Raw genomic sequence first — 23,052 nt, forward strand, 5'->3', positions numbered from 1 at the left:
CTTGTAAAACGCCAGATGTACGGCCGAGGGAAAATCGACCTCCTTCAGGCCCGCGTCATTGGTGCCGGATAGAACTCTGACCACCAAAATTGCGTCAGAGCCAATATTCCACGCCGAAACACAGCTTGCGCAACCGTGAGAGCTATCTGCACGCACTGCGCAACGCCGCCGGCGAGATTTCCGAAAAGCTCGGCTTTCACGCCGACCGCACCAAGCACTCCGCGACCGGCTGAGCCGACAGCACCTGAAGCCGAGCCTGTCGATTTGCACTGAAATCTGCGGGAGTGGGTGCCCCCTCTCGACGGCATCGCAAGGTGCCAGAGTGATGTTCGCGGGAACGTCAGCCATACCAAGAAGCACTGATCATGACCCGTGCTCCGAGTCTCGGAGTCCGATGGACAGCAGAGACTGAAACTTCAGATAAACGTTGCCCCGCGCCCATAGGACGCGGGAGCCTATTCGTGTCACGGCTCCAGGCGCTTTCGATCAACCGTCGAGGTGGCCAGCAGCAGCGGCGTCAGCAGCCTTGACGGCAACCGCCAACTTGACGCCCTTGACGACCGACACGCCGCCCTCTGTCAGCGCGAGCGCGTCCGCCAGCTTGCCTTCGGGCACGTCGATCTTCTTCACGCTTCCCGAGGCCAAATCGGCAACCCAGACGCCGTCCTCACCCTCTACTGCGAATACGATGGCCGTCATGATGTCCCTTCTCCTTCTCGTTTAAGGGCTTCGAAAACCTGCCTTGAGCAGCCCTTCGCGGTAGTGGTCGCGATGCGCTGGATCTTTGAAGACGATGACGCTCAACCACTTGTTCACGTCAAAACCCGGAGTGGTCTCCATCACGCGGCGGACGTAGGTTTGCGCCTCGCGAGCATTCCCGAGCATTGCGTGGGCTGCGGCGGCAATCCTGTCGGCGAGGGTCGGGTCCTTCATGCGGTCGATGAACGACAGCGCGGCCTGATAGCGGTGAAGAACGTAATTCGCCCCGGCGGCGGACCAAAGATAGCTGTCCGGTGCGATAGGGCTGTGATCAAGTGCGCTGTTCAGTTTCACAAGCGCCTCCTCCGGCCTCGAAGCATGAACGAGAGTATCCCCGAAGCTGTAGAGGCCGTCTGCATGATGAGGGCTGAGCGTTTCGGCGTAGGCGAGTGCTTCAACGCTCTGGTCAACGTCGCCGAGATAAATCTGGGTCATGCCGAGTTCTCGATATCCGGACGACTGGAGCGGATCGACGGTGATCGCGCGGCGGGCGTAGGTATCGCTCTGTTGCAGCAGCCGGATATCACCACGCGCGGTGAGCAGCCATTCAAGGTAAAGGGTGCGTGCCACGCCCGAGAGCGCAGGCGCAAAGCCGGCGTAGCCCGCCAGGGCGTCTTCGAAATGGCGGCGCGCCTTTCGGATGCCGGGCAGGGTGATCTTGAGCAGGTTGTGGTTTCCAAGCAGGTAGCTTTGGTAAGCTTCGCCTTGAAGCGCATAGAAGCCGTTGAGCGCCTGTGACCGCATGATGTGCTTCGTCACTTGCTGGCAGATGTCTGCGATCAGGCTGAGGCGGCTTTTGAGAAGTCGATCGGCGCGCAGTTCAATCCGCGCGGCCCAGATCATTTCATCCAGCGGGAGAAAGACGAGTTGAACCACCATCGTGTCGCCCGAAAGGCGCGTATCGAGGGCATAGCTCACCCGATGTGTCCGCAAAAACTTAATCTTCGAAGCGTCTCCGCGCAGCTTGTATGCGGTGTAGGGCGAGACAACCGCGAATGTACTCTCCTGGCAGAGCGCGACAGTGACATCCTCAACCAGAGCGCTTGCTATCTGATGCGTATGCTGGTCGTTGCCTGCCACACGCAAAGGCAGCAGAAGGGCGACACGAGGAATGCCGTGTGTTTCACTCAAGATTCCCCCTCCGTCCAAGCAAATGAGCAGGGAAGTGCACGCACCGGGCGTTCAAGCCGTTCGCAATCGACCCCATTCGAGAACCATGGATTGATGATCATACTGACGAAAGCATTCGTGCAAACTCGCGCAAGAGTCGAGGCCAATCATGGTTCGCTGACGAAATATTTGCGACTTCAGACAGGATAAGAGCTGGTGCAGGCAGGAGCGGGGATGCGCCATCGCGTTGCTATGTGGTGTGAGTGTGTCGATTTGCGATGAGAAATGGCTCGTGTTTGCCGCCGTCGTGACGAAGACTTTTTCTGCTTCACCGGAGGGTGAAACATGGCGCAGGTCGCTTCAGGAATTGAGTGGTCTCGGATATCCAGCGCTTTGTACTCCGGCTAACGGGTCGGTGACGTTTCATTAAAGAGCGAAACGTCTCATTTTTTCGACTTGATCTCTGCCCACATGCCCTGCTGGGTTGCCCACAGGAAGCTGCCGGGCCTGACCGCGTGGTCGCCAACGCCTTCCAGCGTGAAGGTGAAGTTCTCCACGCGACAGGGGGAGATGCCCGAGAGGGCGCCGACCAGCGGGCTGTCGTCGATCCATCCCGCCTGTTTCAGCTTTGCGGCGTGAACGACGACGCCGTGCTGGCGGGGCTTGTCGTTGGCGCCGAGCACGCGCAGCCAGACCTTGTCGCCTGGCTCCACCTTCAGAATGGGGTCGGGCAGGAGCGGATCGTTTCCGCGGGCGATCACGCCGTGGTGGACCGGATAGCTGCGATAGTTCACCGCCTTCTGGCCGCAATCCACCGGATCGAGCCCCGGTTCGGCGTCGGGCATCGGCGCATGATGACTTCCGTTCACGAAGAAGCGCAGCCCATCCTGCATGAACCAGAACGTCTCCCGTGCGACCAGCGTCTGCCCGTCCGGTGTGCGGATATCGGCGGAAAAGCTCGTCCAGCCCTCCTTCGTCGTCGATCCCGCCGCATAGGGGCGCACATCGCGCGGCAGGACGACCAGGGCGCCGATCAGCCCGTGATGGCGATGGTTGCGGATATCGGCCATGTCGTGGAGGTAGCAGACCTGCCCCATGCCGCCTTCGGCAGCCGTCGCCGGAGCGAGCTGCTCATCGGCATACCACCAGTATTCGCGCCAGTTGCGCCGTCCCGTATGGTCGGCGCGCGAGACCACCGCATTTTGCGGGTCGAACTCAAGATTGCCGCCGTGCATGCCGTGGGAATCGCTGAATTGCCGTCGTGCTGCCACGGTCGTGTCGGGGTTCAGCCCGACGAAACTGCCATCATCGCTCAGAACGTTGCAGCGCAGCAGGGAGGCATGGATCGAGACACGCGGGCTGACCGTGCGCCGGTCGGGATGTCCCTGCCAGTCGCGATGCTCGGTCGGCAGGCGGGCCGGCGCCGGCTCGGGGCCGAGCCGTTGCAGCCCCTCGCGGCGACGGGTGAGATCGTCGTCGTCGGGCTCCAGCAGGTCATTGACGAGAATGATCCGGACCCATTCGCCCGCAAGGGCGCGCAGCACCAGCGGTGTTTGCGCCTTGGACGACCGCGTCCGACCGACCAGCCTGCGAAAGCCCTCGTTGTCGGGCACATAGCTGCTGCCGGAGGCTTCGATCTTCAGTTCATCGTCAATCGCCCGTTCAAGGGCCGTGCTGCTGCAGGGCACAACGCGGTAGATCAGGCCCCAGGGGTCGGTCAGGATATCGCCGACATAGCGATGCTCATGGCGTTGCGCGACGACGAGATAGGTCCGCGCCGTGCGGGGATCGCGTGGTGGCGGCGTGATCGCCTCCGCCTCCTCCGCATCCGGCGCCGCGGCCTGGGGGCGGGTCAGCGCGGGCAGGGGCTTGAAGGCGTCGTGGTTTGCCGCTGTCGGCGGCAGGACCCGCACGAAGCCCCAATTGCCGAGCCAGAAATCGTCCAGCGTACCGAAATGCCAGAGATGATCGCCCACCCCATAGGGCGAGGCATCCTGCGGGTTGATATCGAGCGTGAAGGCCTCGGAAATGCCGAGCGTCTGCTGGTTGACCAGCGTCGCCTGCGGATGTCCCCAGTCCCGGCGCCAGCGCAGGCCATGGGCGGTGAAGCTGTGCTGCTCTTCATGCGAGCCCTGGATCAGGCGGATGCGCAGCCGCTCGCCGGGATAAGTCCGGATGATCGGCGTGTCCGGATCGCCCTTGTCGCCGGCGAAATTCTTCTTGTCGCGCACGGCGGAGCTGAACCAGGCCGAGGGATCGGGGCCGCGGAAGCGCAGCGGCGCGCACCGATAGTTCACGCCCATCACGCCCGGATCGCTCATGCCCGAGAGCATCGGCGGCGGATTGAGCGCCTTGCCGTTGCGGTTCAGCATGGGAATGTAATCCGCCACGGCCAGGCAGGCTTCGCGATAGGGCGGCAGTTTGCTCGATGCGGGCGGCACGATCACGGCCTGCTGCTCGTGCCAGGCGATCCGGCCCTGGTCGTCGTGCCGCGTCCATTGGGAGCCGTGGGGCTGGACCATCAGCGCGGAAAAAAGGCCGCGCTTCTGGCGGAAATTCGCCAGCAGATGGTCGTGGAAGAAGCAGGGGCCGAACTCCTCGTCCACCACCCAGCGATGCAGGCTGACGTTGCGCATTTCGCCGGGCGCATTCGGCCCGACGGCCTCGGGCGCGCTCGCGCCGGAGAGATAGTTCCATCCGGTCGACGAGCCGTCCGCGGCCAGAACGTCGAACTTGACGAGATGCACGTGCAGCCCGCATTCGACGGGCAACTGGCCGAAATCATACTGGTCGGCGACAAATCCCGGCAGGATATTGTGCTGGCGCCACTCCACGATGTCGCCATGGTTGGCCCGCGGGAAACAGGGTTCCGGGTTGCCGTCGAGGTCTGCGGCAAACGTTTCCTCCTGCACGATCCGGAAAGCGCCCTGCTCGTCTTTCTCCCATATTTTCACGCCCATGAGCCGATAGTGGTGGCCATTCGGATCGAACCAGCCATCGACATTGTAGTCGATGCGGTCGTGACGCACCTCGATGTCGTAGCTGATCTTGCGGGGGGGCGGCAGCTCGGCCGCCTCGTTCCAACGCTCCGCGCATGCATCGAGATCGACGAACAGGGCGCCGGGCCGGCTGCCGTCGCGGCAGCCGGGCGCCATGGCGGCGACTTCCGCAGCCGAGGCATCGGGCATCCCGAGCACGATGCGCCGTCCGTTGCGATGCTCGGGCCGGGCGGCAGGCGGCGGCGGCGACTTGGAGGGGTAGACGCCGTCGATAAACCAGGGAAAGCCCGGCGTTTCCAGCGTCGAGGGCTCGACCTCGCGATCCGGCAGGGCAAAGAGGCGCGGGCAGTGGCTGCCATCGGGATAGGGGCGACTTCCATCCACCAGCCGGTCGTAACTGCGCCAAAGCCCCCACATGCCGTGATGGAAGTGCGGGTAGAGATGGCAATGCCAGATGATGTCGCCGATGGCATGTTGGCGGCTGCCCGACCCGAACAGCGGATCGATGGTCATGCCGGTCTGCGGGCTGATGGTGATCGAGTCCAGAAGATGCGAGCCCTTCTTGTTGGGCGCGCCATTTTTCTCGCTGTAGGCGTCATCGCCATGGACCGAAGGCGTGGCGGTATGCGTGCCGACCGCATGCCATTCATGGACGTGCAGGTGGTAGACGTGGGTTTCCTTGACGCCCGCATGCACCAGCCGCACCCGGCACGGATCGCCCTTGTAGGCGCGCTGGACATGGGTCAGCGGATCGCCAAACAGCCAGCTGCTGTGGTGCTGTTCTTCCCCGGCAACCTTTTCGAGCCACTTGCCCGTCGAGTCCCTGGCCGTCACGAAATATTCGTCGAGCTCCTCCGTCAGAGCCCAGCCGAAGGCGCTGAGATCGACCTTTCCGGCTTCGGGCAGCTTTCGACCGCGGGATTCATGCACCAGTTCGCGCATGCGGTGCGGATAACGATTGTGCATCGGCGCCGCCCGGTAGGACAGCGGCATCAGCGAGTGATCGCCGACCGTGTGGAGCCCGGAATGGATCTCCGGTTCGTCGTGGATGAACACGGTGAATTCGCGAAAATACCGCTTCAGCCCGTTTTTCTTGTCGGTGTGGTAATCGACGTAAGGTTCTGTGGTCAGTTCCTTGTCTGGCACATCCGGCTTGAGGACGACGTCCAGCATGTTCGCCCAGGGGCAGCCGGTCAGATTGTCGCCGGTCTCCTGGTCGAGCCAGAGCGTACCTTCCGGCTCGACGATCAGGGCGCCGAACAGGCCATGCGTGTTGGTGCCGTCCTCATTGCCACGCAGGTCTGCGAGATCGTTGATCGGCCAGACGCCTTCCGCATCCGCCTTCAAGCTCACGGTGACGCTGTGCGGACCGCCAGGGAAGGACCGGGGCGGGCACCGGCTATCGAGATTATCGCCGATGAAGCTTCCGTCGGAAAAATGCGGGCCGCCATTCATGACGTGCCCTTGCACGAAGAGACCGACATGCCGGCGGGACAGGTGGTTCGTCAGCTTGATCCGGACCTCCTCGCCGACGCAGGCTCTCAGAACCAGGGGCCGGAGAAGGGGGATCGGCTTCATCGGATTATAACGGTCGCATGGTCCGACCGGCTTGCCGGTGTGATCGTTGAAGATCAGCCGGGCAAGCCATTCCTGTTTGTCAGCAAGGCCGGCCTTAGTGGCGGCGGCCTGGAGATCCTGATTCTCCAGCGTCGGCCTATAGCGGTGAAACCAGCTCGCAATCGCCTCGTTGATCAGCTTTTCCTGCAAGGTCCAGTGCTCGCGCATCTGCTGACGCTGACGCCGGGTCAGGCTGACGAGGCGCACGGGACGCTCGACCTCGGGGTCTTCGATATCCTCCAGCTCGCTTTGCACGCCCCGCACCTCAAGCGGATCGTAAAAGGCATCGACCGCGTTCCACCGCGCAAGGCCTTTGGTGCGCTGGAGGTCGGTCAGCGCGATCTGCAGCTCCGTCAGCTGGCGCTCGACATTCATCCGCACGGCGCGATCGCGGTCCGTGGCATGATAGCGGCGATGGTCGTCATGCTCATGGTGCGGGTCGCTGTCGTAATGATCGCAGTCATCGAGGCGCGGCCGCTCCTCGCGTGCCGCCAGCCATGCCAGCAGCGCCTGATCCTCCGGCGTTCCGTCCTCAAGGCGTTCGATCATCGCGTCGAGCCGCTCCAGCCCGTCGATCACCAGCCGGGCGCGCTGGCGCCGGTGATGCAGGCGGGGAAGGATCTCGGTGCCCCGGTCCTCGTCATCCGGGTCCGCCGCAGTGCCCTTGGGCCTGCTGTAGCGGGTCTCGTACCAGAGCGACTTGCACCATTCCAGGAGGGGCACAACCGCGCTGTGGACGAAGACCATGCCGTTCGGATCATGATCGCCCTCCGGCGTGTAGACGACGGGAATCGAAAAGGCGACGATGTCGTATTCACGCGGAGTGGACGTCATGAAGCGCTCCCTGAGCTAGAAAAAGGCGGGTGGAAGGGCGCCTGCGAGCAGGAGCGCGCCGACCAGGATCGCGAAGGCGGCCTGCAGCGGGATCAGCGGACGAAACACCGGCAGCATCCGCTCCAGCGTCATCATCAGTGCCGTCACGACCATGATCGGCAGCATGAGCGCGCCGACCAGCACACTGAGGATCATCATGGCCCAGCAGCAGCCGACGCAGATCACGCCGTAGCGCGCGCCGATCCGCAGCGCCGACAGGCGTGGCCGCGCGCCCTGCCAGCCTGTCATCATCACGCTGGTGGGACTGCGACAGGCATCCATGCAGGACATCTTCAGCGACGTGAACTGAAACAGGCCGGCGGCGACGGCGGCGATGGCGGCGGCAATCTGCGGCCGCTCGGCCGCCAGCGGCAGCAAGCGCAGCCCGGCCCGACCCGCGCTGCCGACGGCCAGCAGACAAAGGCCGGCCAGCATCCACACGAGGAGGAAGGCGAGCGGAACGAGAAGCAGAAGCAGCAGCCCGTCGCTGCGGCCCTGAAACAGACGCTGGCTGGCCCGCATCAGCGGCAGGGCCGGCGGAAGCATCATCGCCACGACCATCAGCGCCCAGCCGACCAGCCAGTTGCCGACGCCGGGACCGGAAATGTCGGGCGCCGTGCCGCAGATGCTCAAGAGCCCGAGCATGCCTTGCTCGTCAACCCATGCCGCCTGTTCCGGCATGGCCATGAGGGCAGCGTGAAAAACGATGACCCCTGCCCAGCCAAGCACCGCCGTGCCCAGCACGACAAGCACAAGCCGGATCGAGCCGTCGGGTCCATTCGCGACAGCGACGGCCATCCCCTAATCCTTTGCGACGAGCGGCTGCTTTTCTTCCGCCATCCCGCCGCTGAACGGATCTCCGTGACGGTAGGTGAAGCGGCTGCGCATGCCGGAGCGGCCACGGAAATTCAGCGGGCCACCGGGAAGCGCTGCGACATCGACCGTCAACTGGTCCATCGTCTGGACCACCACCTCGCCATCTCCGATTCCCATTTCCGCACTCAGCGCGGTATCTTTCATCGTCATGAAACGTGACTGATCCGCGAATTTTTTGTTTGTCCCCGCCGCTTTCGCGATGATCTGGTCGCTGGCCTGTATCTCGAGATGGAAGCTTTGCCGCTCGAACGTGGCGGTAATCGTCGCCGGCCGGTAACCGAGATGGACGCCCATCAGCTTCACGAGTGCCTCGAGATCATTGCCACCGCGGCGGCCCGAAAACGCTTCGAGCAGCAATCGCTCTGCCTGTGACGCGGTGTCGACAGCGCCGGTATCGATGAACAACATCACCTGCCCCTTGGCGCGCACGGCATGGTAGGTCGCCGCCGCCACCTTCATCCCGGCCACGGAGACGCCGTCAATCCGGGAGTCTTCGCCGAAGGACCAGAGATAGAGGCCGCTGCAATGGTCCTCGTCGGGAACGTCCGCCACCCAGCAGGGGCAGACGGTAAAGCAGTCACAGCATTCGACGAAATCGCCCGTGAGCCTGTAGCCCATCATGTCACCTCTCAGTTGCGGATGATCAGCGTCGCCTCGACGCGTTTGCCTGAGCCCGACGTGGCCACGATGCGAGAGCGCGGCGGTGGAGCCGTGACTGTGGGCCCGACGCTGGTTTTGCGAATGTCCCAGGCACCGGTGATGTCCGGGAAGGCGATGCCGATCTCCTGATCGTTCAGGGTCACCGTCACATGGTCCGATTTGAAGCCAGCGCCGTCGGCGATCGAGACAGGCGTGATGCGTCCGCGCACGCGATATTGGGCGCGCGACGTCCGATACTCGGCCTCGAGGATCTCGAGCACAGAATTTGCGCCACCAAGCGGTGGCGGCGCTACCGGCGGCGCGCCTGCGATCCGCCCCTGGACAACAAAAAGATCCGTCGTGACCTCACCCGGACCACTCCGGTCCGCGCTGCCTTCATCAATCCGCGGCCCCTTGATCACGACGCGGTTGCTGAACGGCCCGTTCACAACGGGGTGCGGCGTGACGCCGTCGCCGATATAGCCGGCCGGCGCTCCGCTGGCCCAGACCAGAAAGGGCGCGATCTCCCCGGTATCCCGGACACGTTCGGGGTTCTCTTCGGCGATGCCGAGATCACAGGTGTAGGCAACCCGCCCCCGCTCGTCGGCCGTCAGTACCTTCGTTTCGCCGTAGGGGTGCCGGACGACATATTCGGCGCCGGGAATGACATCGTCGATCCGCACCCGCAATCGGGAGAAGACCACGCCACGCCGTTCACGGGGTGTGCCGTCTCCCACGAAAGCGGCTTCCAGCGCCATGATCACGCGGGCGCGCCCGACGACCCCCGCGCCGCCGACCTGAAGCCGCGCCTCCGCATAGAAATAGAAGGCCTCGTCCGGGAAATTGTCGGGGAACTTCACCGGTGAAGCCGGCTGTTCCAGCTCGCCCCTCGCCGGCGCCCGGGGGTCCGCATCGGTTACGAGTTCCAGTGCTGTGCCGTTTGCGTCCTTGAACCACGTCGGGAACATCGTTTCCGGATCGCGTGGCCCCGGCTCACTGAGCCTTTTATCGTTGTCCACGGTCATAAAATCCTCCCGTCATGGTGATAAGGCAGGGAATGACTGCATGCGCGAAGCCTATCGGCGAGCACGCGCAGTCATCGCTGCGGCTCTCACAGATCATCCGGAGGACATGAAGGCTGTTTTATTGACACAAAGAGGACAATCGACGGGATTATTGCCCATCAATTCGAATGCCGGAGCGTTTTATACGTCTTTATAAGACGGGACTTTATCGCGGGTTGCATCAGATAATCAATCCGCCATCACAGATTTTTTTGGGGCGAATGTCGGGCATCATCACTCGTCTCACGGATTCTCACATGCTTTGAACAGAACGCACCTTTGGTCATTGAAATTCCAACCAATTATTATAGCGACCAAGCGTATCGAAGCTCATATAAATTGGAAGCATGCGTAACACTGTCGGGAAAGGGCTCGGGAACGACGCGCAATCTGCAAAGATTGCTCGGCAGTTAAAAAGCCCCGGAGGCCAGAGGCTTACCGTCAGGGAAAAGCGGGGTCGGTAAATCCGCAATCGCGAAAACTGTCGCTCAGGAGTGCGAAACTTTCGGGATCTGTGTCCTTATATTGCGTTGCGATCGCCGCCGGCGCGGCTATCGCACTTATCTACTGGCCGGGCTTCGGTTTCAAACGATGCCTACGGAGCACGTCTTGGGCAAGCTGCCTCACGGCTTTGACGAATTTTCTACGCGATGTGCGCGCCGCGACAAATCAGGGCGCTGTAGGTCGTCTCGGGAAAGCTCGGCAAATAACTGCCGGTCCTCGCTCTGACTTCCAGCGCCACCAGCTCTCGGTAGCAACGCCGATCATCTCGCGCAGTAAATCGGCGTCAGCGCTCGTCTCAAGAGTGAGCGCAGGTTCATCATGTCGTCGGTCGTGTCCCTCAGGTTGGTCATAAGCAACCCGACCCTATCGGAAATCACCGATGGCCATGAAATCCAGCTACACCACTCAACAGGGCACGATCGTTCATGCGTGACAACTGGCTGTCGAACCGGGTCTTCCGGGACTATGACGACATCGTCGATCAATGTTGCCGTGCCTGGAACCGGCTCATCGATCAACCTTGGAAGATCATGTCCATCGGACTACGAGACTGGCCACACAGGTCATGATCAATGCTCGTTGGTATTAAGCAGTTGAATTTGGATATCCAGCGCCTTGCCCCTCGACCAACGGGCCAGCGGTTCGTATCCCTTCAAGAGCAGATGAAACCGGCTCTCATCCAGTGGTTAGCACCGATCGCGGGATAGCCTTCTGACCGGCCGGCTGAAAGCCCTCAGAACGAAGTCTGCGCCCTCACGCGCCAGCCTGTCCGGGTCTTCGATCACAGCTTCCTCGGCATATTCGAGATGAGCGATCGTGATGCTGGCAACCATCAGGCGGCCAAGGGCAGGGTCGATATCGACAAATTCACCGCTGCGTATTCCTTGTGAAATCAGCTCCTCGAGCGAGCGGTAGAATGTTTTGAGCTTGTCGGAGAGTTCAGCCAGTTCCGGCGATTTCAGGGCGTCGCCGGTATAGATGGCCGACATGGCAATCGGCATGCGATGCAGCGTCGACAGATCCCAGACAAGATACTGGTGCAGCCTCTCGGCGACCGGCCCCTCGGCGCGGCATGCCTTTTCGATGCGGATGGCCGCCTCGTTGAGGCTGAGGGAAAAGATCTCCTCGACGATCGCCTTCTTGTTGGGAAAATGATGGAAGAGCGAAGGCTGCTTGATGTTCACAGCCTTCGCGATCTCGCGCGTCGTCGTGGCGCGATAGCCGAGCCTCTTGAACAGCCGCGACGCCTGGATCAGGATTTCCTGTCGGGTATCGGCGGCTTCCATGGGGCTTATCCTGTTTTAAAGGTCGCCTCCGATCTCACGGCGCCGATTGACGGCCAGATTGAAGACGTCCCTGCGATCATAGTGACCGATCACATCGAGATCGTGTTTAAAGCGGATCGTGTCTGCAAGATCAATCGTCGCGACGACCGTTTCTCCGCCGAAGACGGGACCGACGCTGTATTCGCCGTCCGGTCCTACGACGCCAGAACCGCCCTGCAGGCCGTCCTGCCCGCCGAGCCCGATGACAAATGCATCCCGAAGCGGTTCGGGGACGCGGTCGACGGGAAGGTAGGTTCCTGCGCTCACGACGAAGCAACGGCCCTCGAAGGCGTAGGACCGACAGGCAAGTTGATGAGCTGCAGGCATATCGGGCCAGACCGCGATGTGGATCTGCTCATCGGCGGCATGCAGCGCCTGCCGGGCGAGGGGATGCCAATGCTCCCAGCAAACAAGCCCGCCGAGCCGGCCGGCCGGCGTCGGCACGGCGATAAGGCCTGCCGCGTCACCCGGCGTCCAGATGATCCGTTCGGTATGGGTAGGCAGCAGTTTGCGGTGCACATTGAGGATACGGCCATCAGGTCCGATGGTGACGAGGCTGTTGAACAGGATGGCCGATGATGGCCGTGCCCGCTCGTTGATGCCCATGACCACGGTGATCCCAGCCTCGCGCGCGGCGACGCATAGACGCTCGGCCTCGGGGCTATGGAGGGCGAGGCTTGCTTCCACGAGCCTGCCGAACCAGGTTCGGGCCTGCGCACTGTCCCAGCCGGCCATGCCGAAGACCCAGGCAGGGTAACCGCCGAGCCATGTCTCCGGAAACACGATGAGATCAGCGCCATCTTTGCCGGCGGCGCGAATGGCTCGTTCGGCCATGGCGATACCCGCCTCCAGATCGAGGAGCGGCGGTGTATCCTGGATGATGTGAAGTTTTGTCATGAGAACCTCAGATGATGACGAAGGACGATATGGCGGCGGCGATCAGGCCGAGCGAGAAACCGGAAAGCGAGCCGAAGTCGAGCCACCAGGCGAGCCGGTTATGCGTCGGCCAATCCGGCCACCAGGCAAGCGCACCCGTGGCGATTGCCGTGTAGTAGCCGCTGACGACGAGCAACCAGGCGATCGCCGCCGGAAGCGCTGTCAAGGACCCGAGTGCCAGCAGGATCGTACCGATGATGAGCGCATCGATATGGCCTTGCCGAAGGCGGGCGATCTGCCTGATCGCAAGCCATCCCTTGGGCTTTTCGAGCGCCACGTAGAGCAGCATGCCGGAGACGCCGCCGATTGAGAGAAGGACGAGGCCGGCCTGGGTCAGGAAAATCATGCTGCTTCCTTGAGGTGCGCGCGGGCGGCGTTGATCATCGCGAAAAGCGCAACGAGCGCGAAACTCATCAGCGGCGCCCAGATGAGAAGACTGGATGCGCCGGGCGGAGCAAGTTCGGCCCGCGGCCAAGCAATATTGACCGTTTCGAAAGCCAGCCAGATGAAAGCGACGGTGTTGACGGCATAGCCGAAGCCGCCTGTGCGGAATGCGCCGTTCGGCTGCCAGCGTCCCGTCATGCGGGCATAAAGGGCAGCGGCCACGACGAGGAAGAAGGTGACGTAAAGACCCATCGTCCCGAAGGAGATCATCGTGCCGATGGCGTTGTCGTTCAGGCCCAGCAAGAGGGCGAGTGCCGTCATGAGGGTAACGAGTGCCATCGCCGCGACCGGTACCTTGTTGCCCGCACTGACCCTGGCAAGGCGGCGGGCGCCCGGAAGGACACCGTCGCGGGCAAGGCCGAAGACGATGCGGCCGGTATAGGCCTGCATCGAAACGATGCAGGCGAGGAAAGTCGTGACGACGATTGCGTAGAACGGCCGCTCCGACCAGCCACCAAGGCTTTCGGTGACGACCGTCGTAACGGGGTCGGCAATGCCGCCCGAGATGATCGACTGGAGATCGGTGCTCGCGAGCGTGATGGCGCCTGCGACGAGGACGACGAGCGTGCCCACGGCAGCGGTCGCGCCGATGATGGCCTTGGGAATGTTGTTGGTCGCACCGTCTGTTTCCTCGGCGACAGAGGCACTGGCGTCGAAACCGACAAATGCCCAGCCGCAAACGGCCAGTGCCGTCAGGAATGTCGCAAGGGTCGGTGTCGTGCCGAGTGTTTCGAAGAGGATGCTGAACGGCTGGTTCCGGAAGAAGAGGATGAGCACGACGCCGATCCCCAAAGAGCCAATGACTTCCGCCGCGATGCCGATATTGACCAGAATGGCCACGAAACGGATCCCGCAGCTGTTGATGACGAGAGATGCCAGCAGCAATCCCATCGCAATCAACGCGCGGTTGATGCCATGCGGCTCCGAGCCGGTGATCAGCAGGCTGACCCACGGAGCGGCCAGATAGGCGACGGTGGCCAGCGCCGCTGCAACGGCGAGAGCATACACGATGCCCGTAAACATTCCATAACGCGGGCCTGCCAGCCGGGTCGTCCAGTGATAGGGCCCGCCGGCGATGGGGAATTCGGAGGCGAGTTCCGAATAGACGAAGGCAACGGTGAGCTGCCCGGCGAGCGACAGAACCAGCATCAGGATCCAGGCCGGACCGGTCAGCTGAATGCCGAGCGAGAAGATCGCGTAGAGGCCGACGACCGGCGCGACAGTGGCGACGCCGATCGAGAAGACCGAAAACAGCCCGATGTCGCGTTTCAATTGTTGATCGTAGCCCAGTTCCGCCAGTTGGCCGGCGTCGCCTTGGAATGGTTTGGTCATGCTGTGCTCTCCCAGTTGAGCGTTCCCTATCATTTGATAGGGAGGCTATTTGAGAGCTTCGGGTCTTGTCAATCCACCACTGGGGAATAGCTGGCGGGAACCGTGAAGGAGCAACTGTTGATCTGCGCTGAAAGCTGACGGCTTGCGACAGTCCGGCAATGATGGCCGGAACCGAAAATGACGGGGGCTCGTGCTCTAGCTGAGGCGCCGCAATCGCCAAGCCAAGTCAATTCGTACCAAGTCTAGGCGCGGGCGGCTCGTTGGCGCTTGAGGCGACCAGCGAAGGATAGGGACAGAGATCGAGAGGGGCTGGGAATCCGGGAATTGCCCCGGTCAGTGAGCCACGCGCTCGTTGAGCAGTATGTGCCACGGGTCCGCTCGGCTCTAGGGATCGAGCAGACCTCCGCATAGTTACAGATACATTAGCGACGCGGCCGACTGCTCGGCGGCCGGAAACCCGTCGACATGCAGATCCAAACGCCGATTCTTCCGCGCATCCCTCCTCGGACGGGAGGAGGCCTATTTGACCTCGTCCTTGCGGAAGTCGGCGGCCCGTTTTGCAGCCTTGCGGGCTTCCTTCTTGCTAAGCCAGGCTTCGACGGTCTCGACCGCAGCCGCGGCTTTCTCGAGGCCGGACTGCTTTGCGATCAGGAACCATGAGAGCGCTTTTGAGGGGGGCTTGGGGACGCCTTTGCCTTCTAGGTAGGGGTCGCCGAGACGAAACAGGGCTTCATTGTAGCCTTGTCTTGCAGCCCTTGAGACCCATTCGGCTCCCATCGTTCTTGGCCAGCTAGTTCCCGTCGATCAGGACGTTGCCCAGCTGATGTTCGGCGTAGTTATGGCGCATTCCCGACGCGCCGGTGAGCTGGATTTCGGCCTGCGGCATGTCTTTCGGCACCACGGTCGTTGGCGGCGGCTGGGATGAGTGCCAGACCTGCAGAGCTGAGCATGTAGTACCCAAACCCAGAACCCTTGGCGCGTCATTCTACTCATAATGACGCGCCATCGCGTTGAACGCCCGACGTTGCTCCCGAATTCCATATGCAATGTACGTCCAGACGAACCAATGTGGTGCCGAGGACGTCACGGTCACGGTTCTCTTCGGCGTCCCGTCTTCAGCCTCAGCTTGCCGGCTTGAGGGAGGCGAGCATTTCGCCGAGTTCTTTCTGGTGCGCAGCCTGCGTTTCCTTCGAACCCCAATAGGTGAAGATCAGCACTTTTTCACCGGCGGCGGCAAAGCCGATCGAGACGTCAACCGGGCCGTCTGCGTCGGTGCCCTGGTAATCGAGAGAGGAGATCTTGAGGCCGTTCACATCGGTCTCCGGCGACTCCTTCAGCGTAGCCGGGTCGATCTTGACGCCGTTCTTCGTCAGAAAGTCGATGGCGATTTCTGTCGTCTTGTCCGTGGAGGCAGCATCAGCGACATCGATCGAGAAGTAGATTGCCCCGTCTTCGGAGGTGGCATCGACGCCCGTTTCGGTTTCCTTGGGGCCCCAGCTGTCGGGAATGGTGATCGATGCGACCGGAGCATCGCTGGGGAAGATCAGTTCGGCAGCGGAGACGCTGAACGGCAGAGAGAGTGCAAAAGCGCAGGCGAGAAGAAGCTTCTTCATGGTCGACCTTTTCAAGGATGTTCCCGGTAAGGGATGCGGACGATGTCCAGCGGCATCGATATATCCAAGGCGATTGTGTCTCGTAAAGAGATCTCTAAAACGGCGCTGGGCATGGCGATCTGTCGCATCGCGAGTGCCACAACAGCGTGCGAACGTGGTTCTCCCTCTCTGACTAAGGAAGAGCGCATGCTGCCCGGCTGGCGCACCCAGCTTCATGCCGAGCAAAGAAAGCGATCGGCTTGGCAGCCGGGCGTGAGCGCAACGCGGTTGCGTGGCGACCCCGCGCCGCGTCCTGCCCATGCGATCCTGTCGCTTTCAGGCGAGAGACAATGCAGACACAACGGAAAACTCAGGGAATTGTCTTTCAAGACAGGCGCGATCAGAGGATCGTTTTCGCGCTGCCGGCGGGTGACGCGGATGCGACGGACAGGAAGGAAACAGCGATGAGCGAGATCGACCGCAACCGGGCCGTAACGCTGATGGGCGCAGAAGGCATCGAGGCCATGGTCCTGTTTCGGCCCGAGGCCTTCCGCTATGCGACCGGCCTTGCCGCCGGGGTGGCGACCATGTGGGGCCGCGCGGGCGCGGCGATCGCGCTCGTTCCCGCCGATCCGGGCGGGCCGCTGGCCGCCATCATGAGCGACCATGCCGCCGGCCAGGAAAGACCCTTCGACATCCGCACCCACCGCATCTGGATCGACGCGGTGGATGCCACCGGCGCGACCTCCGTCGGCGAGATCGACGCCGCCTACCGCCGCAACGGCAATCTCGGCCCGCGCGCCGAAACCTTCGATCAGGACGCCTGTTTCCGGCTGCTGGCCGATCTTCTCGCCGAACGCGGCCTCTCGCACGCGACACTCGGGGCCGATCTCGACTTTCTGCCGGCCGCCGACTTTGCGCGGCTCCGGGAGATCCTGCCCCATGTCGTCTGGCGCGATGCCAGCGATGTGCTGCGCCGCCTGCGTCTCATCAAGACCCCGCGGGAGATCGATCGCCTGCAGCGCGCCGCCAGCGCCGCCGAGGCCGGCCTTGAAGCCCTGAGGGGCGCCGCACGGCCGGGCGCGGTGGTGGCCGACCTCTCCGCCGCCTGGCTCTCCGGCGCGCGGGCGGCCGCAAGCGCGGCCGGTTTCGCCCTGTCCGGCCACTGGGACTACATCTCCATCGGCCCGGACCTTGCGCGGACGACGTCACCGCTTGGCGACGGCGATCTCATCAAGGCCGATGTCGGAACGCTCGTCGACGGATACTCCTCGGACGGTGCCCGCACATTCGCCTGGAAAACCGTCTCGCCCCTTGCCGCGGACATCTATAAGGCTCTTCTGGAAACCTTCATGGCCGGCATGGAGGTCCTGCGGCCCGGCCGAAGCTTCGGCGAAGTCCACCAGACCATGCTCGCCACCATGCGCCGCAACGGCTTCTCCGAATATGACCGCGGCCACTTCGGCCACTCCGTCGGCGCGGCCGCGGGTATCGAGGAATGGCCGTTCCTCTCGAACACCAACCCTCTCCTCATCGAACCCGGCATGGTGCTGGCCCTCGAAGCTCCCTTCTACGCCCAAGGCATCGGCGCGCTGATGATCGAGGAACAATTCCTCATCACCGAGGCTGGCGCCTCCACCATGAACCGCCTGCCGCGAGACCTCGTCGTTCTCGGTGGTTAGCGGGCAACGGGCGGGAGCATTTCTGCGCGGCCTTCCGATAGACGGAACGTCGCGCAGATCCCGCCATCCCGTCAGGCCTCATGCCCTCAATCGCGGCTTGCTGCCCAGGAGGGAGCCCTCTGCCGCATCACCGCCGGAATGGGTCCGCCTTGCATCGGTCAGGAACTGGTTCGTTGGGCCGTCAAGCTTGAAGTTGGCCAGCAAACGCCGCAGCTGGTCGGCCTCGATCGCGAGGCTCTGGCTGGCGGCGGAGGATTCTTCCACCATGGCGGCATTCTGCTGGGTGTTCTGGTCGATCGATGTCAGAGCGCCGTTGACCGATTGCAAGCCGACGGCCTGTTCCTTGGCGGCATCGACGATCGCTGCGACATGCTTGCTGATTTCCTGAACGTCTGTGACGATCCCCTGCAGCGCCTTTCCGGTTTCTCCGACAAGCGTGACGCCCGCCTTGACCTGATGATCCGACTTGCTGATCAGGGCCTTGATTTCCTTCGCCGCCTCCGATGCGCGCTGGGCCAGGACGCGAACCTCCTGCGCCACCACGGCAAAGCCCTTGCCCGCCTCGCCGGCACGGGCAGCCTCGACGCCGGCGTTGAGCGCCAGCAGGTTGGTCTGGAACGCAATCTCGTCCATGGTCTCGGTGATATTGCCGACCTGAAGCGAGGATTTTTCGATCTCCGACATCATGTGAATGGCCTTGAGCATGACGGCCTCGGATTGTTCCGCACCCTGGCGGGAACGCTCCACGAGACGGCCGGCAGCCTCCGCGCGCTTGGCGGTCTCCTTCACGGTCGTGGTGATTTCCTCGAGGGCTGCTGCCGTTTCCTCGACGAAGGCGGCCTGCTGCTCCGTCCGCTTCGACAGATCGTCGGCGGCGACGCGAATTTCGCTGGCGGAGGAGTCGATGGAAACGGCGTTATGGCCCACTGCCTCCAGAGCCGCCCGCAGCGTGGCGATCGAATTGTTGAGGTCGTCGCGCAGGCCATGATAGGCGGGCGGGACATCGCCATCGACGCGCGAGGTGAGGTCCTGCGCGGCGATGTTCTTGAGCGCGGTCCCGAGACTGTTGCAGACGAATTCCTGTTCGCGCGCGATCGCCTCGGCCTGAGCGATCTGCTTGGATTTTTCCGCCTCCTCCAGATAGACGGAGATGGCCAGATCCATGTCGAGCATCACGGCCTTCGCAAGGCTGCCCAGCGCCTGGCCGAATTCGGCCGTCGACATGCGGGCCTTGCGACCCAGCCACCGGCCGGCCGGGAAATATTCGTCGATGGCGCTCTTGATCAGGTGGTCCAGCACGATGGCATAGCCGCCGATATACCATTTGGGCTCAAGGCCGATGCGCGCATGCACGCTGCCGATCTTGTAGACCTTCTCACCATAGCTGCCGGTGAAGTCGCCATTGGCGATGTTGATCCAGTGGCCGGTCTGCGCGGATTTGGCCGTGTTCATATGGTCGTCGGACCGGAAGAACTGACGCGTGTCGGGATGCTTCTTGACCTGGACATAGAACTGATCGAGCGCGACCGGCAGTTCGCGGTCGATCGTGGCCTTGAGCGAGCGGATGGCCGCGCAGTCCGCGGGGCTCATCTGCATGAATTCCAGCCTCTGGCGGATCGCCTCGACGCGTTCGGCGGCCGCCGCGGCATCGGTTTCGGAGGTATGGGGGTGCATGTTTTTCATGGCTGTCGCGTCCTTCTCTGCGCAAATGCTGACGGGCGGCCTCAGCCGCCGGTTGAAACGGGATCTTTGTTGAGGCGTTCGATCGTGCCGAAGTCACGTTCGTCGGGGGCGGGGCGGCCAAACAGGTAGCCCTGGATTTCCATGCACCCTTCTTCCAGCACGCGATCGAGATGCGCCCGGGTCTCGACGCCTTCGGCCACGGTGACGACATTCAGCCGCTTCCCGAGATCGCAAATGGCGCGAACGATCGCGGCCGCATCCGGATGCTCGACGGCGGCCCTGACGAAGGAGCCGTCGATTTTGATCTTGTCGAAGGGGAACGCCCGCAGGGCGCTGAAGGTGGAGTAGCCCGTGCCGAAGTCGTCGAGCGCAACATGCACGCCGATGGCCCGCAACTGGCGCAGGTCGCCGACGCTGCTGCGGTCCTTGACGATCGCCGTTTCAGTGACCTCGACCTCGAGGCGGTCGGGCGAAAGGCCACTGAGCGTCAAGGCATTCAGAACCGTCTGCAGCAAAGTACCCTTACCCAGCTGGACCGGTGAAATGTTGACGGCGACCCGCGCGCCATCCGCCCATCCGGCCGCGTCGCGGCAAGCGGTCTGCAGCACGCGTGCGCCGAGATCGAAGATCAGGCCGCTTCTTTCCGCGATCGGGATGAACTCGGCGGGGGACACCCACCCCGTGTCCGGATGGTGCCAGCGCAACAGGGCCTCGCGCGTGGAGACTTTCTGGGTCACCGCATCGACAATCGGCTGATAGAAGACGAAGAGGCCCTCGCCAGTTTGCAGGGATTTTTTCAGGCCGGCTTCCAGCCGCATGGCATGCTGCATGCCAAGTTCCAGATCGGGTGAGAAGATCCAGAACATGCCCTTTCCGCCCGCCTTGGCGGCGTAGAGGGCGATATCGGCATGGGCGCACAGGACATCCGCGTTGCCGCCATGGAGCGGCGCGATCGCAATGCCGATCGACACACCGACCTGGACCTGCTGGCCGCTGTCGAGCGTGTAGGGCATCGACAAGGCATCGATGATGCCTGTGGCCAGCCTCTTGATGGCCCCCTCATCGATGCACGGGCACAGAACGGCAAATTCGTCGCCGCCAAGCCGACCGATGGTGATGCCTGTTTCGCGGCAAACGCCGCGTAGCCTTTCAGCAACCATGCGCAGCAGCCCGTCTCCGGCCGGATGGCCGAGCGTGTCGTTGACCAGCTTGAAACCGTCGAGGTCGATGAAGAGGAGGGAGAGGCTATTCTCGGGGCTTGCAAGGCGTGCTTCCAGCCGCTCGCTAAAACTTGCGCGGTTGGCGAGACCGGTCAGCGTATCGAAATGGGCAAGCTGACGGATGCGTTGCTCGGCCGCCACCTCTTTCGTCACGATGGCCCAGGTCAACATCGGGCCGAGATAGCGACCCTCGTCGGAGGTAATCGCCGTCACCTTCAGGTCCAGGACTTCCGAACCCAGATTGATACGTGCAAAATGCGGAAGGTTGTCGCCGTCTGAAAGCAGTTTGCGCTGGGCTTCGGGGTGACGGTGGAAGACGTCGATCGACGAACCGATGAGATTCTCTGCCTTGAGCGGCAAAAGATGCTCGATGCTGCGGATCAGGTCCTTCGATGTTTCATTGGCATAATTGATCTTGAAGGTTTCAAGATCGACCGTCATGACCGCGACCGGCATGTCGTCGATCATCCGTAACAGTCGCTGGCTGGCCTCGGCGTTGCGCACGATCCTCAGGCTTGCGATATCGGCGCACCGTTTCGCGATCTTTTTGCCGGCCTTCATGACGGACGTTCTTCCCGCGGAAGCCGGTGCCGACGCAGCCTTCGATCTGTCCCTCACTATACGATGCATGGCCTACACCCCGCGCCTTTCCGATACACATGAAACGAAGTCCGAGTTTCATTCGGAATTGCACGCGGCGTCATGTCGCGGGTAGCGTGAAAGAAAGTAGCCTTTTCTACAGTATACTTCTCATTGACATTTCATAATTTTCGAATATTTATATGGATGCGTCTCAAATTTGTTAATAGAATTTAATAATTATCCCAGACAATACGAATTTGAATTATATCAAGAAAAAGATATAATAAAATTGGCCAATTTCATTCGGCGGGAACGCAAAGATATTCTTGAGGGACACGATACTTCATAATACGGGACGCGGCTTCACGTCGGGGTGAAGCGGGGTATGTCCGCGTGGAAACGGCTTCTGAAGGCGGACAGCACATCCTCACTTGGCGATGGACCAGCCTCGGTGCCGACCGCCTGTCGGTAGGCGCGAGGCGACGTTCCGGTCCAGCGCTTGAAGGCAAGGTTGAAGGCGGGAGCGGACGAATAATCGAGCTTGGAGCCGACAAGATGGACCGGCAGATGTGTTGTGGCCATCAGGCGAAGCGCTTCGGCTTTGCGGATCCTGTCCAGAAGCTCACCATAGGAGTTTCCCTCCTCCGCCAGCCGCCTTTGCAGCGTCTTCGGCCCGACATCAAGACATCCGGCCAGCGTGTCGAGGCTGATGACACCCACGCCGAGCATGGCACGTATGGCAATCGCAACCCGGGAGGAGACGCTGCCATCGACGTCAGGCAGATCCGCCATCCGGTCATTGATGAGGTGAAGCGCGCAGTTCTTGATGTTTCGCTGCGAACAGAGAATAGGCAGCTCAAGTTGCTTGCTGGCGAAAATGATCTCGTTATGGTCCGCGTTAAACTCGACCGGTGACCTGAAGATGGCCTGGTGGGGCGTAATGTCGGCGGGTCTGGCATGCCGAAAGCGGACAAGGATATGCTTGTTTTCCGTCACGCCGGTCAGCACTTCGAAGATCAGGCTCGTGACGGCAAGTAGATGTTCGATGACCTGACGGCGATCGAGCGTGCGCGAGTTGATCTCGAACCTGTAGGCCAGCTCGGTCCGCACCGACTGGTAGATCAGCCGCGGGCGATAGGCATTCGTGTGTCCCGGCAGATATCGTCCGGCAAGCTCGATGAAGTCCCTGAGCGTCCTGGCATGGGCGCTGGCAAGCATGAGCGGCCCGAGCTGCGGGAAATACGGCTTGCTCCACGCCGCCCAGTCCAGACCGACGGATGGCCTGTTCATGCGGCTTGAAACCAGCTGAAGGGTTGCGCCGAACGGCTGCGCTCCGATGTAGCTGTCGGGCTCGGTCAAACAGGCGGGTGACAATCCCGCGGCTTCCACCAGGCTGTCGAACTGGGCAGATCTTCCGCCAAGCATGTCCGCCAGGCCCCGGAAAGCGCCGGCCCTGATGTAGTTGCGCTCAAAGCCGTCAAAGGTCTGTGTCTTCAGGTTTGTCATCATTTTTCAGCTGCCTTGGCGTATCGAGAACCAGTTTGAACGTGTCGGACGGATAGCGCCTGTCCGTAAGAATGCGGACGACGCGCCGTTGGTCCGGCACGGTTATGCTCCGTGACCTGTTCTGGAATTCGGTGAGAAAGCGCCGGCGTCTTGACGCGTGACGCGCCGGTTTGCGCACTGATCTCTCCCCTCCAAGCGAAAGGCATTGCCGACAGAAGGGGTTTGAGAAAAGTCAAATGTGTTTACTGGTGAATGAAAGTTGCACATCCAGACAAGAATTGCATTTTGGCGACAGAATTCGTCCAGGCT

Annotated in this window: 17 protein-coding genes and 1 pseudogene; 3 read left to right on the forward strand and 15 right to left on the reverse strand. The window is 62.2% G+C overall.

Features of this window, described 5'->3' with window-relative positions:
• Window positions 1-486: 486 nt before the first annotated feature.
• From ACED18_RS18870 to ACED18_RS18895, 6 genes are all read right to left on the reverse strand, one after another.
• The gene (locus ACED18_RS18870; RefSeq protein WP_377295172.1) at window positions 487-699 is read right to left on the reverse strand and encodes a hypothetical protein; all 213 of its coding nucleotides are present in this window, start codon (window positions 697-699) and stop codon (window positions 487-489) included.
• A gap of 21 nt (window positions 700-720) precedes the next feature.
• Window positions 721-1,890 carry a hypothetical protein gene (locus tag ACED18_RS18875; RefSeq protein ID WP_377295174.1) on the reverse strand — a complete coding sequence of 390 codons (1,170 nt, stop codon included), beginning with the start codon at window positions 1,888-1,890 and terminating at the stop codon, window positions 721-723.
• A 422-nt stretch (window positions 1,891-2,312) separates the two neighbouring features.
• Window positions 2,313-7,319 carry a multicopper oxidase domain-containing protein gene (locus tag ACED18_RS18880; protein WP_377295176.1) on the reverse strand — a complete coding sequence of 1,669 codons (5,007 nt, stop codon included), beginning with the start codon at window positions 7,317-7,319 and terminating at the stop codon, window positions 2,313-2,315.
• Window positions 7,320-7,334: 15 nt separating this feature from the next.
• Window positions 7,335-8,156 carry a DUF2182 domain-containing protein gene (locus ACED18_RS18885; protein WP_377295178.1) on the reverse strand — a complete coding sequence of 274 codons (822 nt, stop codon included), beginning with the start codon at window positions 8,154-8,156 and terminating at the stop codon, window positions 7,335-7,337.
• 3 nt (window positions 8,157-8,159) lie between these two features.
• Complete coding sequence (locus ACED18_RS18890) at window positions 8,160-8,855, reverse strand: DUF1326 domain-containing protein (RefSeq protein ID WP_377295180.1); 696 nt, start codon at window positions 8,853-8,855, stop codon at window positions 8,160-8,162.
• An 8-nt stretch (window positions 8,856-8,863) separates the two neighbouring features.
• The gene (locus ACED18_RS18895) at window positions 8,864-9,898 is read right to left on the reverse strand and encodes a hypothetical protein (protein ID WP_377295182.1); all 1,035 of its coding nucleotides are present in this window, start codon (window positions 9,896-9,898) and stop codon (window positions 8,864-8,866) included.
• A gap of 962 nt (window positions 9,899-10,860) precedes the next feature.
• Between ACED18_RS18895 and ACED18_RS18900 the strand changes: the two are divergent.
• A pseudogene (locus tag ACED18_RS18900) lies at window positions 10,861-11,010 on the forward strand (IS630 family transposase); the annotation flags it as partial.
• 117 nt (window positions 11,011-11,127) lie between these two features.
• Here ACED18_RS18900 and ACED18_RS18905 read toward each other — a convergent pair.
• The 6 genes from ACED18_RS18905 to ACED18_RS18930 form a co-directional block, all read right to left on the reverse strand.
• Entirely contained in the window at window positions 11,128-11,727 is a 600-nt protein-coding gene (locus ACED18_RS18905; protein ID WP_377295184.1) for a TetR/AcrR family transcriptional regulator, read from the reverse strand.
• Window positions 11,728-11,742: 15 nt separating this feature from the next.
• On the reverse strand, window positions 11,743-12,663 hold the full coding sequence (locus ACED18_RS18910; protein WP_377295185.1) for a carbon-nitrogen hydrolase family protein: 921 nt from the start codon (window positions 12,661-12,663) through the stop codon (window positions 11,743-11,745).
• A gap of 7 nt (window positions 12,664-12,670) precedes the next feature.
• Window positions 12,671-13,048, reverse strand: coding sequence for a hypothetical protein (locus tag ACED18_RS18915; protein ID WP_377295186.1), 378 nt, complete (start codon window positions 13,046-13,048; stop codon window positions 12,671-12,673).
• Window positions 13,045-14,478, reverse strand: coding sequence for an APC family permease (locus tag ACED18_RS18920; RefSeq protein WP_377295187.1), 1,434 nt, complete (start codon window positions 14,476-14,478; stop codon window positions 13,045-13,047). The genes ACED18_RS18915 and ACED18_RS18920 overlap by 4 nt, the downstream gene beginning before the upstream one ends.
• Before the next feature lie 519 nt (window positions 14,479-14,997).
• On the reverse strand, window positions 14,998-15,255 hold the full coding sequence (locus ACED18_RS18925; protein ID WP_377295188.1) for a hypothetical protein: 258 nt from the start codon (window positions 15,253-15,255) through the stop codon (window positions 14,998-15,000).
• 344 nt (window positions 15,256-15,599) lie between these two features.
• Window positions 15,600-16,091: a histidine kinase gene (locus tag ACED18_RS18930; RefSeq protein WP_377295189.1), complete on the reverse strand. Its 492-nt coding sequence runs from the start codon at window positions 16,089-16,091 to the stop codon at window positions 15,600-15,602.
• Window positions 16,092-16,133: 42 nt separating this feature from the next.
• Between ACED18_RS18930 and ACED18_RS18935 the strand changes: the two genes are divergently transcribed.
• Both ACED18_RS18935 and ACED18_RS18940 read left to right on the forward strand, forming a co-directional pair.
• A complete protein-coding gene (locus tag ACED18_RS18935) occupies window positions 16,134-16,538 on the forward strand; it encodes a hypothetical protein (RefSeq protein ID WP_377295190.1) in 405 nt (134 codons plus the stop codon).
• Complete coding sequence (locus ACED18_RS18940) at window positions 16,535-17,752, forward strand: M24 family metallopeptidase (protein WP_377295191.1); 1,218 nt, start codon at window positions 16,535-16,537, stop codon at window positions 17,750-17,752. Before ACED18_RS18935 ends, ACED18_RS18940 begins: the two co-directional genes overlap by 4 nt.
• Window positions 17,753-17,830: 78 nt before the next feature.
• Here the strand turns inward: ACED18_RS18940 and ACED18_RS18945 are convergent, their stop codons facing one another.
• The 3 genes from ACED18_RS18945 to ACED18_RS18955 form a co-directional block, all read right to left on the reverse strand.
• Window positions 17,831-19,435, reverse strand: coding sequence for a methyl-accepting chemotaxis protein (locus ACED18_RS18945; RefSeq protein WP_377295192.1), 1,605 nt, complete (start codon window positions 19,433-19,435; stop codon window positions 17,831-17,833).
• Window positions 19,436-19,476: 41 nt separating this feature from the next.
• A complete protein-coding gene (locus ACED18_RS18950) occupies window positions 19,477-21,216 on the reverse strand; it encodes a putative bifunctional diguanylate cyclase/phosphodiesterase (protein WP_377295193.1) in 1,740 nt (579 codons plus the stop codon).
• Window positions 21,217-21,600: 384 nt separating this feature from the next.
• On the reverse strand, window positions 21,601-22,746 hold the full coding sequence (locus ACED18_RS18955; RefSeq protein WP_377295194.1) for an AraC family transcriptional regulator ligand-binding domain-containing protein: 1,146 nt from the start codon (window positions 22,744-22,746) through the stop codon (window positions 21,601-21,603).
• Window positions 22,747-23,052 lie beyond the last annotated feature (306 nt).

The organism is Rhizobium sp. SG2393, assembly GCF_042610495.1.
Classification (GTDB): domain Bacteria; phylum Pseudomonadota; class Alphaproteobacteria; order Rhizobiales; family Rhizobiaceae; genus RU20A.